The 14,233-nt window shown below is 42.1% G+C and carries 13 protein-coding genes and 1 tRNA gene; 10 read left to right on the top strand and 4 right to left on the bottom strand.

Annotation, left to right across the window (positions count from 1 at the left end; genetic code table 11):
* The 4 genes from tig to IJT21_00385 form a co-directional block, all read left to right on the top strand.
* On the top strand, positions 1-1,402 hold a 1,402-nt coding region (gene tig, locus IJT21_00400; GenBank protein ID MBQ7576706.1), incomplete at its 5' end, for a trigger factor.
* A 3-nt stretch (positions 1,403-1,405) separates the two neighbouring features.
* Positions 1,406-1,990 carry an ATP-dependent Clp endopeptidase proteolytic subunit ClpP gene (clpP, locus tag IJT21_00395; protein MBQ7576705.1) on the top strand — a complete coding sequence of 195 codons (585 nt, stop codon included), beginning with the start codon at positions 1,406-1,408 and terminating at the stop codon, positions 1,988-1,990.
* 3 nt (positions 1,991-1,993) lie between these two features.
* Complete coding sequence (clpX, locus tag IJT21_00390) at positions 1,994-3,316, top strand: ATP-dependent Clp protease ATP-binding subunit ClpX (GenBank protein ID MBQ7576704.1); 1,323 nt, start codon at positions 1,994-1,996, stop codon at positions 3,314-3,316.
* A complete protein-coding gene (locus tag IJT21_00385; protein ID MBQ7576703.1) occupies positions 3,309-3,917 on the top strand; it encodes a YihA family ribosome biogenesis GTP-binding protein in 609 nt (202 codons plus the stop codon). The genes clpX and IJT21_00385 overlap by 8 nt, the downstream gene beginning before the upstream one ends.
* A 38-nt stretch (positions 3,918-3,955) precedes the next feature.
* Here IJT21_00385 and flgC read toward each other — a convergent pair whose 3' ends face one another.
* From flgC to gpmA, 4 genes are all read right to left on the bottom strand, one after another.
* A complete protein-coding gene (flgC, locus tag IJT21_00380) occupies positions 3,956-4,375 on the bottom strand; it encodes a flagellar basal body rod protein FlgC (protein ID MBQ7576702.1) in 420 nt (139 codons plus the stop codon).
* Between the two features lie 24 nt (positions 4,376-4,399).
* Positions 4,400-4,801, bottom strand: a complete 402-nt coding sequence (gene flgB, locus IJT21_00375) for a flagellar basal body rod protein FlgB (GenBank protein MBQ7576701.1) — start codon at positions 4,799-4,801, stop codon at positions 4,400-4,402.
* A gap of 492 nt (positions 4,802-5,293) precedes the next feature.
* Complete coding sequence (locus tag IJT21_00370) at positions 5,294-6,505, bottom strand: pyridoxal phosphate-dependent aminotransferase (GenBank protein ID MBQ7576700.1); 1,212 nt, start codon at positions 6,503-6,505, stop codon at positions 5,294-5,296.
* 24 nt (positions 6,506-6,529) lie between these two features.
* Complete coding sequence (gene gpmA, locus IJT21_00365; protein ID MBQ7576699.1) at positions 6,530-7,276, bottom strand: 2,3-diphosphoglycerate-dependent phosphoglycerate mutase; 747 nt, start codon at positions 7,274-7,276, stop codon at positions 6,530-6,532.
* Between the two features lie 242 nt (positions 7,277-7,518).
* Between gpmA and gyrB the strand changes: the two genes are divergently transcribed.
* The 6 genes from gyrB to IJT21_00335 form a co-directional block, all read left to right on the top strand.
* Entirely contained in the window at positions 7,519-9,423 is a 1,905-nt protein-coding gene (gene gyrB, locus IJT21_00360; GenBank protein ID MBQ7576698.1) for a DNA topoisomerase (ATP-hydrolyzing) subunit B, read from the top strand.
* Between the two features lie 86 nt (positions 9,424-9,509).
* A complete protein-coding gene (gene fliS / locus IJT21_00355) occupies positions 9,510-10,079 on the top strand; it encodes a flagellar export chaperone FliS (GenBank protein MBQ7576697.1) in 570 nt (189 codons plus the stop codon).
* Positions 10,069-10,554 carry a flagellar export chaperone FlgN gene (flgN, locus tag IJT21_00350; protein MBQ7576696.1) on the top strand — a complete coding sequence of 162 codons (486 nt, stop codon included), beginning with the start codon at positions 10,069-10,071 and terminating at the stop codon, positions 10,552-10,554. The genes fliS and flgN overlap by 11 nt, the downstream gene beginning before the upstream one ends.
* Positions 10,555-11,622: a M48 family metalloprotease gene (locus IJT21_00345; protein MBQ7576695.1), complete on the top strand. Its 1,068-nt coding sequence runs from the start codon at positions 10,555-10,557 to the stop codon at positions 11,620-11,622.
* Positions 11,623-11,978: 356 nt separating this feature from the next.
* Positions 11,979-12,053, top strand: a tRNA-Pro gene (locus tag IJT21_00340).
* Between the two features lie 171 nt (positions 12,054-12,224).
* Positions 12,225-14,233 (top strand): FAD-dependent oxidoreductase (locus IJT21_00335; GenBank protein MBQ7576694.1); only part of this gene is annotated, 2,009 nt, incomplete at its 3' end.

The following is a 14,233-nucleotide window of genomic DNA, read 5'->3' as shown; positions in this document are numbered from 1 at the left end:
GCAATTTGTAATTTCACAAAGGAGTCCTGAATTTATAATGAGAACAGAATTGCTGGGACAAGAAAAAAATATCGTAAAAATTAAGCTAGAAATCGAAGCCAGCGAGTTCACGAAAGCACTTAGCCGCGCATTAAATGAATTGTCAATGCAGGTAAATATTCCCGGATTCAGAAAAGGTAAAGCACCCCGCAAAATCCTTGAAATGAGATTCGGACGCGATGCAATTTATAATGAAGCTCTCGAAAAATTAATGCCCGATGAGATTCGCAAAATTGTCGAAGATTACGAGCTTGACCCAATCGACTCGCCTTCACTCAACGTAACAGAGAAAATCGAAGAAGGCAAAAACGTAATGTGCGAGCTTACATTTGAAGTGCGCCCCGAAGTCGAACTACCCGAAATTGACGGCCTCGAAATCGAAAAAGTTACAGGAGAAGTAAATGATGAAGCAGTTGACAGACTCGAAAAACGAATCAGAATCCAGCTCGCCGACATCAAACCCGCAGAACGTCCCATACAAGACGGCGATTTAGTTGACCTTGAGCTAACAATCAGAGTTACTAACCCCGACGGAACAGAAGCAGCCGAACAGCCCAAGCCCGAACCATCACACGAAAAAATTAATCTCTCCGACGAGACAATCAGACAGCCCGTCAGAGATGCATTAATCGGCAAGTCAAAAGGTGATGAAGCATTTGCAGAGTTCGACGTTGAAGAGAATCACTCCGAGAGATCTTTAGCAGGCAAGCACGTTAAATATGTGATGAAGATCGAAGAAATTTCAGAGTACATTTTGCCGGAACTCAACGAACAATTTTATAAAGACGTTTTCGGCCAGAACACCGAAATTAAGGACGAGTCAGCATTCAGAGCCAAACTCCGCGAGGACATCACAAACGAAGTCAACGAGACCAGCAAGACAGATTTGCAGAATCGCACAGTAGAATTAATCGCGAGCAAATCAAAAGTCGAGATCCCCGAAAATTTCATCACACGTCAAATGGCAGCAATGAGACACGACGACGAACACTGGGCAAAGGATAACGGAGTCGAATTAGAACAGGTCTACGCACTCGACACTGAAGAAGGCCGCAAAGGTTATGAAAAACTTTTACGCGATAGAGCAGAGACCGCCGTCAAAAATGTGTTAGTCATGGATGAATGCGCGAAAAAATTTGATGTCCACCTCGAACGCGAAGACCTCGACGCAGAATTTGAACGCAGAGCCAAACAATTAAACGTCAGCAAGGCATTTGTCGCAAAATTTTTCTACGAGCACAAAGAACAGCTCGATAGACTCACTGATGAATTACGCTGGGCAAAAATCGCGGACGTTCTTATTTCTCACATGACAGTGAAAGAAGTTAAGGAACTCTCAAAGCCAGAGTCACAGGAGAATTAATTAATGTCGTATTATATTCCTTATGTAATAGAACAAACCGGACGAGGCGAAAGAAGTTACGACATTTACAGCCGATTACTCAAGGACAGAATAATTTTTCTAGGTTCTGAGATAGTTGATGATGTCGCAAATTCTGTAGTTGCTCAATTATTATTTCTTGAGAGCGAAGACCCCGACAAGGACATAAATATTTACATCAACAGCCCCGGCGGAAGTGTCAGCGCAGGACTTGCAATTTATGACACAATGCAGTACATCAAGCCGCAGGTTTCTACAATTTGCGTGGGGTTAGCGGCAAGCATGGCAGCAGTATTACTCGCAGGAGGCGCAAAGGGTAAACGATTCGCACTTCCTAACGCGGAAATGATGATTCATCAGCCTTTAGGGGGTGCACGAGGTCAGGCAAGCGATATAGAGATTCAGGCACGAAATATTTTGCGCACGAAAGAACGCATGAACAAAATTTTAGCGTCTCACACCGGCCAGAATATAAAAACTATCGCTAAGGACACCGACAGAGATAATTACATGACAGCCGACGAAGCACTCAAATACGGCCTTATCGATAAAATAATTGAGGCTCGATAAATTATGAGCGGCAAAAAAATTATTCAGAACGACGACAGATGCTCATTTTGCGGGAAATCGCGCGCAGAAGTTGATGACATGTTCGAGGGCCCTAATGGCAACGTAAGAATCTGCGATCAATGCATAGCAGTATGTAATATTATGTTAGCGACCAAGCCCGACGAAGATAAACCGACTTTGAATTTATTTGAAGATTTGTCAGACAAGCAGGTTGATTTAACAATGGGCTACAGAAGCAATACTAAAATAGGGGACAGCATTAAGCCTAAAGATTTAAGCAATTATTTAGATCAATACGTCATAGGCCAAGCACGCGCAAAAAAAGTTGTCTCCGTTGCAGTCTATAATCATTATCAGAGAGTCAGAAATAATCTCGAAGGAAAAATAGATCCTGATGTAGAGCTGCAAAAAAGTAATGTCCTCTTACTTGGCCCGACAGGATCCGGAAAAACTTTAATCGCACAGACTCTCGCGCGAAAATTGAACGTTCCTTTTGCCATTGCAGACGCTACTACATTGACTGAAGCGGGCTATGTCGGTGAAGATGTCGAAAATATTTTAGTCCGTTTACTTCAGGCAGCTAATAACGATTTGCAGGCAGCAGAACGCGGAATTATTTATCTCGACGAAATTGACAAGATCACGCGAAAATCTGAGTCAGCCTCAATCACGCGCGATGTATCAGGCGAAGGAGTCCAGCAGGCATTATTGAAGATTCTTGAGGGCACACTCTCGAACATTCCGCCCAAAGGAGGACGCAAACACCCTCAACAGGAATTTATACAGATTAACACGCAAAATATTTTATTTATCTGCGGAGGAGCTTTTGACGGACTCGAACCCATTATCGCGCGTAGAGAGCTGCAAAAATCTATGGGATTCGGCGGTGAACTAGCAAAGAAATCCGGAAGTTATGAAATCTTAAGCAAAGTACAGCCGGAAGATCTTGTAACTTATGGATTTATCCCGGAGCTTGTAGGACGACTTCCCGTTTTTGTTGCGCTTGAGGAACTCGACAAAGAGGCATTTATAAAAATTTTGCAGGAACCCAAGAACGCACTTGTCAAGCAGTACACGAAAATTTTAGAGATGGACGGAGTAAGACTCGAATTTACCCCCGAAGCTCTTGATTTAATTGCTGAACTTGCAGTAAAGAAAAAGACCGGTGCTAGAGGTTTGCGCGCAATTATGGAAAACTTAATGCTTGATTTAGAGTTCGAGATGCCTTCATTGCCTGACTCTGAAAAACGCGGGAAAAAATTAGTTATTACTCCCGAATTTGTGCGGAATAATAAAATCTCAATAGATAATTTGCTTCATGAGTAATAAAATTTTTGTCAAATCCCGGCTTGAGGCTTCATGTTTCACGCCGGGGCAGCTTTTGCAGGAAGACTCAAATTTGCCGGAAATCGCCATTGCAGGACGTTCGAACGTGGGCAAGTCATCATTAATTAATGCGTTATTAGGCACGAGACTCGCTAAAACAGGACAGACCCCCGGCAAGACTCGCAGTATAAATTTTTATCGTGTCGAGACAAGAGAAAATTTTGCGTTAAGACTCGTGGATTTGCCCGGCTATGGTTATGCGTCGAGAAGTAAAACAGAGCGTAACTCATGGCAAAAACTTGTGTCAGCTTACATGAATAATAGAGAGACTCTAAAACTTGTCTGCCACCTTGTAGACTTCAGGCACGGACTATTAGCAAACGATAAAGAGTTACAGGAATATATAAATTTGTCGGGAAAAAATATTTTCGTTGTCTTCACTAAGGCTGACAAGATAGCTCACGGAAAATGGAAGACCACGCGCGAAAGTTATATACGCGATAAATTATATTCTGTTGATGTGCCTGCGATAACGTCATCGGAAAAGGGCGAAGGAATTAACGAATTAAGCGAATTTATAGTAAACTTCTTGAATAAATAAATCCCGGAAGACTCATATAATCTATCCGGGAAAAATTTTTATCCTCTCATGACTTCAAGTGCGCTGTTCCACATATCGCGGCCGGTTGTAACGACGCTTAAATTTGCCTCATATGCACGGCTTGCGACTAACATATCAGTCATTTCACGAACTAAATTTACATTTGGATATGCGACATAACCTTGTTCGTTTGCGTCGGGGTGATCTGGTTGGTAAGTCATTCTAGGTGCGCCGTTATCTTCAGTTATGCCGATGACTCTAACTCCGCCGATGTCGTGATAACCGTCAAGAGTCTCGTCAAGCATTTCCGCGAAAACCGGAACACGCCGCTTATATGGCCCTCCTGCTTTTGTGCGCGTTGTGTTGATATTTGCTAAGTTTGACGAAATTGTGTCCATCCAGAGTCTATGTGCAGTTAAAGAACTTCCGGCTATTTCCATGCTGTCAAAGATTCGCATAATTTCCCGCCTCCTTTAATAAATTTATCTGCCTGCGATGACACTTCTTAACGTTGCATTTTTGCTCGTAGCTATACGCATGAAAGCACTATACATCATGCGGGTTTCAGCAAGTATAGCCATTTCACGTTCTGGGTCTACGTTATTCATGTCTAATCTATATTGTTCGTCCATAATTTTTATATCTGCTGCATGAACGTCGCTGATTTTCAACGGTGCTGAAGGAATGTGCGCCGCGTCTGTTACTGTCATGTGTAAATGTTTATCTTGCTCCATAACTTTTTTGAGCTGATCTTCAAATGAGACATTATGACGTGCGTAACCTGGTGTATTAGCGTTTGCTACGTTTTTAGTTACGGCGTTGAATCTTTTCGCGAGAGATTCGGACTCTTTTGCTATCACGTCCCAAGTATAATCGCTTAACATGATTTAATTCTCACTCCTTTTGCGAAATATTATACAACAATGAACTACTCCGTCTATAGAGGCTGGAGCTTCCTAATTCTACGAGGCTGCATTCTGTTTTTCATCAGCGTGTCTTACGTCCTCTCCAAAGGCGTTAATTCCCTGCGTCCCACAGGTACTATATTTCTTTTGGGCGCGTTCCTCCTTCTTTCAGATCGACATTCGTTTCGCTCTCCTAGCGGCTGGGGCGGTGAACATTATCTCCAGAGGCGTAATTTCCTAGCTTGCCCAGTGGTATATCTTTCGCTTTTCTCTTATTGTCTTCTGCTCTATCCAGATATTTCAACGTGCCGCCCCGTATATCTGGTCTACAACGAGCATTGGAGGAATTATACAGAACTAAATTAATTAGCGCAATTTATCTCCCACCTATAGAGATAATCGTCTTCTTGCGGGTTACAATAAAAAAATTCCCGGCCTCACGTTCAAGACCGGGACAAAATTTTTATTTCTTTACGCCTTTATTGCTTCGATTCTGCCGGGATAAGCTGCTATTGCCTGCTTGAGAATATTTAACGCCTTCTCTAAATCTTCTTTCTTGAGGACGTAAGCTATTCTCATTTCGTTAATGCCTTGATCCGGGTTCGCGTAAAATCCATTGCCGGGAGCTGCCATTGTTGTCTCGCCGTTAATGTCGAAATTCTGAAGCATCCAAATAATAAATTTCTCGGAACTGTCTAACATCGGGAATTTTACCATTGTGTAAAACGCGCCTTCAGGTTCGTGGCAGATTGTGCCGTCAATAGCTTTTAATCCCTGATAAAGTACATCGCGTCTCATCTTGTATTCTTTGTTGACTTCTTCGAGATAGCTTTTAGGAGTCTTATATAATTCCGTAGCTGCTATTTGTTCAAGTGAAGAGACACTTAACCGGCCTTGACATAATTTCATGGCTTCAGCGAGAAAATCTTTATTCTTTATTGCAATGCAGCCTATACGAGCACCGCACGCACTGTAACGCTTAGAAACCGAGTCGACCATTATGACTCTGTCCTGCGCGTCCTTGATAGAACCAAAGCTCACAAAATCGCCGTCGTTATATCTAAATTCGCGGTAAACTTCATCAGCAATAATGAAAATATCATGTTTCTTCGCGAGCCTGCAAATCATTCCGACTTCATCAGGTGTGTAAAGAACGCCGGTCGGGTTGCATGGGTGAGACATCCAGATTGCGCGAGTCTTTGAAGTAATCAAGCCTTCTATAACATTTTCGGGCGGCAAATGATAACCGTTTTCTGCTGTTGTAGGAATCGGCCTTAACTTAGCGAGCGCACAATTTGCAAAAGTATTATAATTCGCGTAAAAAGGTTCAGGGACGAGAATCTCATCGCCGGGATCACATAAAATCATGACAGCAAACGAGAGAGCTTCACTACCTCCGCACGTTACATAAATATCATTTCTATCGTAGGGGACTCCTATTCCGTGATAATATGCGCTCATTGCGTCGCGTAATTCGGGGATTCCCTGTGAAGTTGCATAAGCTACTGTTGCGGGATGAAATTTTTTTATCGCCTCAAAATATCCGTCCGGAGTCTTTATATCCGGCTGGCCTATGTTCAAGTGCAAGACTCTTTTGCCCTTAGCTTTTACCTCGTCAGCATATGGGATTAATCGTCTTATCGGCGAAAATCTTAACGCTTTTATTCTGTCGGAGAAGTGCATAAATTATCGACCTCCTTAAAAAATTTATTTTGCTTTACCCTGATTCGCGACTGCTGCTTGAGCCTTTGCTATTGCTTCTGCGTCACCCAAATATCTGTGTGATTTCGGAGTCATATCGTCGTTAAGCTCATAAAGTAACGGGACTCCAGTCGGTATGTTAAGTTCGAGAATATCTTTCTCTGAAACGTTGTCGAGATATTTAACGAGTGCGCGCAAAGAATTTCCGTGAGCAGCAATAATAATTTTTTTGCCGGACTTTATTGCGGGAACAATTGAATCCTGCCAGAAAGGAACGACTCTCGCGACTGTATCCGCAAGACATTCAGTTAAGGGCAGTTCTGAATCGCTGAGACCTGCATATCTCGGATCATGGCCGGGGTATCTCTCGTCTGATTTCTCTAGGACAGGCGGCGGAACATCATAACTTCTGCGCCAAATTTTTACTTGAGCATCACCGAATTTTGCTGCTGTGTCGGCCTTGTTGAGTCCCTGCAAAGCTCCGTAATGACGCTCGTTTAATTTCCATGAGTGCTGAATCGGTATCCACATTAAGTCCATTTCTTCGAGAACAAGCCAGAGAGTCTTTATTGCCCTCTTCAACACTGAAGTAAACGCGTAATCAAATTTGAATCCTTCAGCCTTTAATAATTTTCCGGCCTCGCGAGCTTCGTTGATACCTTTTTCTGATAATGGAACGTCTGTCCAGCCTGTGAATCTGTTTTCCTTGTTCCATGCGCTTTCACCGTGTCTGATTAATACGATCTGATACATAAAAATTTTGCCTCCTTTAATATAATTTGCTGCTAGATTATCAGAAAGTTTGCAAAATTTAAAGCCCTGTCAAAGTTTTCTGCGCGTTATAAACACAGATAGGCAAGAAATTTTTTCTTCAGCATTATTAACCCGTTCAAATCTCTGTATGTTGCGTAAATTCTTGATTTAATATCGTCCGCGAATTGTTATAATAATACGCGTTAAATTACATGATAAGGAGAAAAATTTTTTATCTCATAATGGAATCTAATATCAATAATTACGGCGCAGAAAGTATCAAAGTTCTTGAAGGTCTCGAAGCAGTACGCAAACGTCCCGGAATGTATATCGGCGATACAGTTGCGCGCGGTCTTCATCATTTAGTCTATGAAGTTGTAGATAATTCCGTCGATGAAGCTATGGCGGGATTTTGCGATCATATTCAAGTTACTATACACACCGACGAGAGCATAACTGTGCAGGATAACGGCCGAGGCATTCCTACAGATCCTCACCCTTATAACGGCCGGCCAACTAGTGAAGTTGTATTAACTGTCCTGCACGCGGGCGGAAAATTCGGCGATGGAGCTTATAAAGTCTCCGGAGGTCTTCACGGTGTCGGAGTCTCTGTCGTTAATGCTTTGTCAGAATGGTTAGTCATCACTATTGCACGCGACGGAATCGAGAAGACTCAAAGATTTGAGCGCGGAATCCCTGTAACTGACCTTACAACAGGAAATAAAGCAGATTGGCGCGGAACAAAGATTCATTACATGCCCGACAGTGAAATATTTGAAGATGTTCATCATTCGTTAGACACGTTAAAGAGTCGTTTTCGCGAGCTTGCATACTTGAATCCAGGATTAAAAATTTCTGTTCATGACGAACGCACTAACGAAAGCAGAGAATATTATTTCACGGGCGGTATAGGCGCATTTGTGCAATACATAGACAAGGACAGAAACGCGTTATTTGCAGATCCCATTGTTTTATCAGGAACGCGCGATAATATTTCGATTGATGCAGCTTTGCAATATAACGACGGCTATCAGGAACATATTTATACATACGCAAATTTGATTAACACGATAGAGGGCGGGACTCACTTAGCAGGATTCAGATCGGCATTGACACGGGCAATTAACGAGGCCGCACGAAAAAATAAAGTCTTGAAGGAAAAAGAAGAGAATTTATCAGGCGAAGACTTGAAAGAGGGCTTAACCTGCGTATTATCCGTTAAATTAAGTGAACCGCAATTTGAGGGCCAGACAAAAACTAAGCTGGGAAATAGTGAAGTTCGCGGAGCTGTTGACTCACTAATATATGAAGGACTCTTAGCAGCATTTGAGGACAAACCCGAAATTATTAGGCCCATCGTAGAAAAGGCTTTACGCGCAAGGCATGCAAGAGAAGCAGCAAAGAGAGCTCGTGAACTCGTCCGCAAGGGTGCAATGTCAGGGATGACTCTTCCCGGAAAATTAGCAGATTGTTCATCAAAGCACGCAGAGAATACAGAATTATACATAGTCGAGGGCGATAGTGCAGGAGGCAGCGCAAAACAAGGCCGCGACAGAACGTTTCAAGCGATATTGCCGTTACGCGGGAAGATTCTTAACGTCGAGAAAGCCCAAATGAATAAAATGTTAGCTAATAAAGAAATTCAGACGATTATTACTGCACTCGGCTGCGGAATCGGTGCGGAATTTGACGCAACAAAACTGCGTTATCACAAAATTATCATCATGACAGATGCAGACGTTGACGGAGCTCACATAAGCACACTTTTGCTGACATTCTTTTATCGTCATATGCCTGAGCTTTTATCGCATGGATATTTATATTTAGCTCAACCGCCTTTGTATCGCGTTCAATGCGGAAAAACTGTAAATTACTGCTACACTGATAAAGAATTGCGTTATCACGTCGACAGCGCGTCAGATCCCAGCAAAGTAACTGTACAGCGTTATAAAGGTCTCGGCGAAATGAATCCCGAACAGTTATGGGAAACAACTATGAATCCAGAAAATAGAATCTTAAAGCAGATAGACCTTGATGATAATTTGCTTGCTGATGAATGGTTTGATATTTTGATGGGCGATGACGTTAAGCCGCGCAGAGAATTTATCGAGACACACGCTCATGAAGTTAAAAATCTTGACGTTTAATGCAAAATGTGCTAAACGTTGCGGAATTTATCGCCGATATTAAGTGCAGTGAGTGAGAAAGAAAAAATTTCAGGAGGAATATAAAAATGGTAAACAGCAATAACGCTCAATTTACATATCAGGCCACGCGAATCACAACCGCAACGAAAGAACAGCTCTTATTAATCACGTACGACATCGGGATCAAAGCATGTCACGCGGCAGAAAATGCAATGCTCGGCAAAAACGGCGGTTCACCTGACTACGATTTAGCAAACAGGGAAAATATACGCGCTCAGGAAGTTATACGCGAACTTATGGTAACTCTTAATCGCGATAAGGGCGGAGAAATGGCCGATAAATTAATGCAGCTTTATGAATACATGTATCAATTATTAGTTGATGCTAACATGAAGAAAGAACCCGACAATATTAGAGTCGTGCGCGGAATGCTCGAAGAATTAAAAGCTACGTGGGAAAGCGCATTAGTGCAGCTCTTGCAGGAATATCAAGCAGCCCACCCCGAAGATAAAGATTTGCAGAACGCGATTTTAGAGCTTGAGGGCAAGAAACCGGAATCAGCACCAACAAAACCGGCAGCACCGACTCAGACAGCATACAAAGCAGCAGCACCCGCAAAGACAGCCAAAGCCGGAGGTTTCACGCTTGCAGGATAACAGCAGCATATTAACGCAGGCAAAGCAGTTAATTTCACGCGAAATAACACTTTGTAAAACATTACGGGCGATGATCTCTAGGGAACTTGAGGCCATTGCCCTTGATGGCGATACAGACGAATTATTCAGGCTCGCACCTAAGAAGGACGAAATTATTTCACAACTTCAATTACTCGCTGATTCATGGCGTGATTTGCTTTATAGTTCGGGACTCTCAGAACTTCATGACCCAGTCAATAATAATACACCTGAAGGCTTCGGAGCGAAAATTTTAGCTTTATATCCTGAAGACTCAGAGTTACGCGCATTAGTTCAGGAGACCCGCGAAATTTCAGAAGACATAATCAGCGCACAAAACGAGGCAATAAATCAATTAAAGCAGCATTCAGACGGGCTAAGGTCAAAAATTTCAGAACGTAAAGCAATGCACCGGGCCGCCGCAAGATATTCACGTATGGGAGGAGCGTTTTATTAGATGAGAAAATTTTTATTGTCAGCAGTTATATTATTATTGTTCGTAAATTTTTCGTTTGCAGCAGATAAAGATAACAGCACAACTCTTGAACGTGAACGCGAAATCGGCCTCAAAGCAATTAAGCAAATCGAAGAACAATGGCCAATAATTACAGATCCTGCAATAACTTCAAGACTTGAGATGATTCTAAACAAGTTAGAGCCCTTCATGGAACGCAGAATAAATTGGGAAGTAAGACTCGTCAAGACAGAAAATTTGAACGCGTTTTGCTTGCCGGGGGGATTTATTTTTTTCACGACTGGAATCGTTGAAGCCCTCAAGACTGACTCAGAATTAGCGGCAGTTATGGCACATGAAATGATTCACGCGGATCAAAGGCATTCTTTACGCATGGCAGCTGACACGAACAAAGTAAATATTGCTACATTAGCTGCTATGATATTAGGTATCGGAACAGGAGCGGGCGCACCGATAGTTCTTGCGAGTCTTGCGCAGATTGCGATAACTAGTTCTTATACTCTCGAACTTGAGAAGGAAGCTGACAGACTCGGACTTGAAGCTCTCATAAAGTCAGGTTATTCGCCTACTGGGATGATTACACTTTTTGAGCGTTTTATGGCCGAAGAATACAAGCAGCCGATAATTGAATATGGAATCTACATGAATCACCCCGGAACACAAGACAGACTCGCCGACGCAGTAAAAATTTTGCACGATAGAAAAATTCCCATTGAGCGCAAATATCCGCTTGGACTCTTACGCACTGACATAAAAGAAAATAACGTGAATGCGCAATTAACTATTGACGGCGTTGTTGTTGCTAAAGGATTGAAGACTCCGGAGTCGCGCACGATTTTGCGTCAGATTCGTGAAGCTCTCGACAAATATTTACAACTTGAACTCGCACCCTATGAGATTCACGTCGTAAACGGAGCATTATACATCGGCAATAATTTTATATCCGGCACTGTGAACGGCGTTACGAGTCCCACTGAACTGCGCGCAAATTTATTAAAGGCTGTGAACTTAGCGAGGGCAAAGCACCCTACTTCAAAATTTTTCAAGTGATTTATATTGCAACCCAAATATTTTTTTTCTTTAGCTAATGATTTATTGATTTATTATTGTGTAAATAAATTTTTTAGCGATAAGAAAAATTTTTTATCTGTTAATACTTGCGAATACTGAAAAATTTAAAACTTTTTGTATCAGTAAAAGTATTAGTACAATAAATTTCTTACTGGAAAATATTTCGAAAAGTTTTCGTGAATAATTATAAAATTTTTGCATGTGCACGCGGTTGTGTGAAATTATAAATTTATTGCATCAAGTGCGTTAACTATATCACATTTCCAGAAAAAATTATCAGCGTTTGACGCAAATAAATTCACGTGATAGAATGCCCCTTGTTAGCAAAATAATACCGGGGCGTAGCGCAGTCTGGCGAGCGCGCATGGTTCGGGTCCATGAGGCCGGAGGTTCGAATCCTCTCGCCCCGATTGTAAGAGAGAGTCAGCAGGAAATAAAATTTTTCTCTGACTCTTTTATTTATTTGCGCTATATTAATTGCAAGAGTCATTTTATCGCGCTAAAAAAATTTTTTCCGCCGTTATAATGTTTAATGGTGTATTATTTACAGAATTTATTTTATCGGGAGGATCTATTACACTTTGAATTTGTTTAAGAAATTAATTTTATTTACAGCAATATTTTTATTCTCGACTTCTACCACTTTATACGCAAAACAATCACGCAGCAATTACGACGTAATAATCGCAGGAGCAGGAACAGGGGGAATTTCTGCCGCAATACAAGCAGCTAGAATGGGAGCATCCGTCCTCGTCGTAGAACCTTCTTCAATGATAGGCGGTCAGGCAATCGCAGCAGGAGTCTCAACAATTGACGATATGAGCAGGCAAAAAAGCGGAATTTATCTCGAATTCTTTAACCGCCTGAAAAATTATTATGACTCACGCGGCAAATCAATGGGCACATGTTACTGGACATCGCAGGCAGAAGCATTCGAACCCAGAATCGGCCGCGAAATTTTAATGGACATGGTAAACGACGCACGACGCAAGGGAACTCTTGATTTAATGCTGAACTCGGAAATTATAAGCGTTCAACAAGACGATAAAAAAATTTCGGGCGTTACAGTAAGAACTCAATCAGGCACACAAAATTATCACTGCAAAACTTTAATCGATGCTACAGAATACGGCGACATTTTACCCTTAGCAAAAATAAATTACAGAGTCGGAAATTCCGAAGCAAAATTTTATAACCAGGACTCAATGATTCAAGATATAACCTGGACAGCCGTTATACGCAAATATCCCGCAGGAGTCCCCGCAAATTTACGGCCTTTATCGCCTTTGCCCGGTTATGAACTCGCGAAAAGAAATTATGAGTCATTTGTCAGCGCAGACGGTTTTAATTTCAGAAACGTTTTCCCGATCGAGACTCCTGTAAATTTTATGACTCACAACGCTTATAGAGGACTCCCGGACTCGTCAACTCCTTACAGCTATGACGCAGACGCATCTCACAGAATTTATATCTCTAAAACCGGAGTCAACTGGGCAAATGATTACCCCGGCACTTACGGCTGGCACGGCAAACGAGGACTCCCCGCTGATTATCTCGAAGACAGAGTTTTACGCCTGCAAATAGAACGCGACGCACTAATAAAGACTCTCAACTTCATTTATTACATACAAAACGAACTCGGCGAAGAATGGTCAGTAGCTGATGATGAATATTATAATGAAATTCTACCTGAAGCAGCACGCAGTCTCCCCTATGAATGGCAGGAAATAGCGCGGAGAATGCCGCCGATTCCATATGTACGCGAGTCAAGAAGGATTATAGGCAAATATACTCTCACATCTCACGAGCTTTTGCAGAATTCTTTAAGCTACAGAGACGGACACACAAGCCACGAATTTTATGACGCAATCGCAATCGGAGGCTACATTTTAGACCTTCACGGAGCAGCTACAGACGCAGATATGGAATGGGAATTCAACGAGAAAATGAATTTTATGATAATTAATCGTCCAAGAGGCCCGTTTCAAGTTCCATTGCGCATATTAATCCCTGAAGGAATCGACGGACTAATCGCAGCAGAGAAAAATTTATCAATGACACGACTCACCGCCGGAGCTTTACGACTTCAGCCAATAACAATGATGACCGGTCAAGCAGCAGGAGCTTTAGCAGCTTTGAGCGCACACGACAACAAACCGCCGAAATTGATTCATCCTATGCGTGTACAATGGGCATTATTGAACGCAGGAGTCAATTTATCGCTATGCAAATATTCTGATGTTCCGCCCGAACACCCGCTCAATAAAACTATACAAATTTCAAATATGTACGGATTCTTAATCCCGAATGAATATCCTCATGCACCGTCATATAATATTGAAGATCGCGACGACCCTGTTTTAGCAATGGCACTTATTCGAGGTCATGACAAAGGCGTTTTCGGTGTTGATGAACTCATAACACGACGGGACGCAAAAGAATTAATCAACAAGGCGCAAAAATGTCTTGTAACTGAACACGGCGACTCAGGACTTGTTAATAAACTCGATAATTATATTTCGCGCGGAGATTTCATTAAAGCAATTTGTGAAGCACTCCCGAAAATTTCAGAAGCTCCCAAACTTGCACG

The sequence above is a fragment of the Synergistaceae bacterium genome (assembly GCA_017443945.1).
Lineage (GTDB): Bacteria > Synergistota > Synergistia > Synergistales > Aminobacteriaceae > JAFUXM01.
Note: the sequence above shows the minus strand (reverse complement) of the source record. Positions and strands in the feature narration are given on the sequence as shown.

Bases quoted from the DNA above. Each gene is read 5' to 3' on its own strand.
- flgB (MBQ7576701.1), bottom strand. From the start codon at position 4,801: ATGTTAAGCGATTATACTTGGGACGTGATAGCAAAAGAGTCCGAATCT.
- clpP (MBQ7576705.1), top strand. From the start codon at position 1,406: ATGTCGTATTATATTCCTTATGTAATAGAACAAACCGGACGAGGCGAA.
- clpX (MBQ7576704.1), top strand. From the start codon at position 1,994: ATGAGCGGCAAAAAAATTATTCAGAACGACGACAGATGCTCATTTTGC.
- gyrB (MBQ7576698.1), top strand. From the start codon at position 7,519: ATGGAATCTAATATCAATAATTACGGCGCAGAAAGTATCAAAGTTCTT.
- gpmA (MBQ7576699.1), bottom strand. From the start codon at position 7,276: ATGTATCAGATCGTATTAATCAGACACGGTGAAAGCGCATGGAACAAG.
- IJT21_00370 (MBQ7576700.1), bottom strand. From the start codon at position 6,505: ATGCACTTCTCCGACAGAATAAAAGCGTTAAGATTTTCGCCGATAAGA.
- IJT21_00345 (MBQ7576695.1), top strand. From the start codon at position 10,555: ATGAGAAAATTTTTATTGTCAGCAGTTATATTATTATTGTTCGTAAAT.
- fliS (MBQ7576697.1), top strand. From the start codon at position 9,510: ATGGTAAACAGCAATAACGCTCAATTTACATATCAGGCCACGCGAATC.
- IJT21_00385 (MBQ7576703.1), top strand. From the start codon at position 3,309: ATGAGTAATAAAATTTTTGTCAAATCCCGGCTTGAGGCTTCATGTTTC.
- flgC (MBQ7576702.1), bottom strand. From the start codon at position 4,375: ATGCGAATCTTTGACAGCATGGAAATAGCCGGAAGTTCTTTAACTGCA.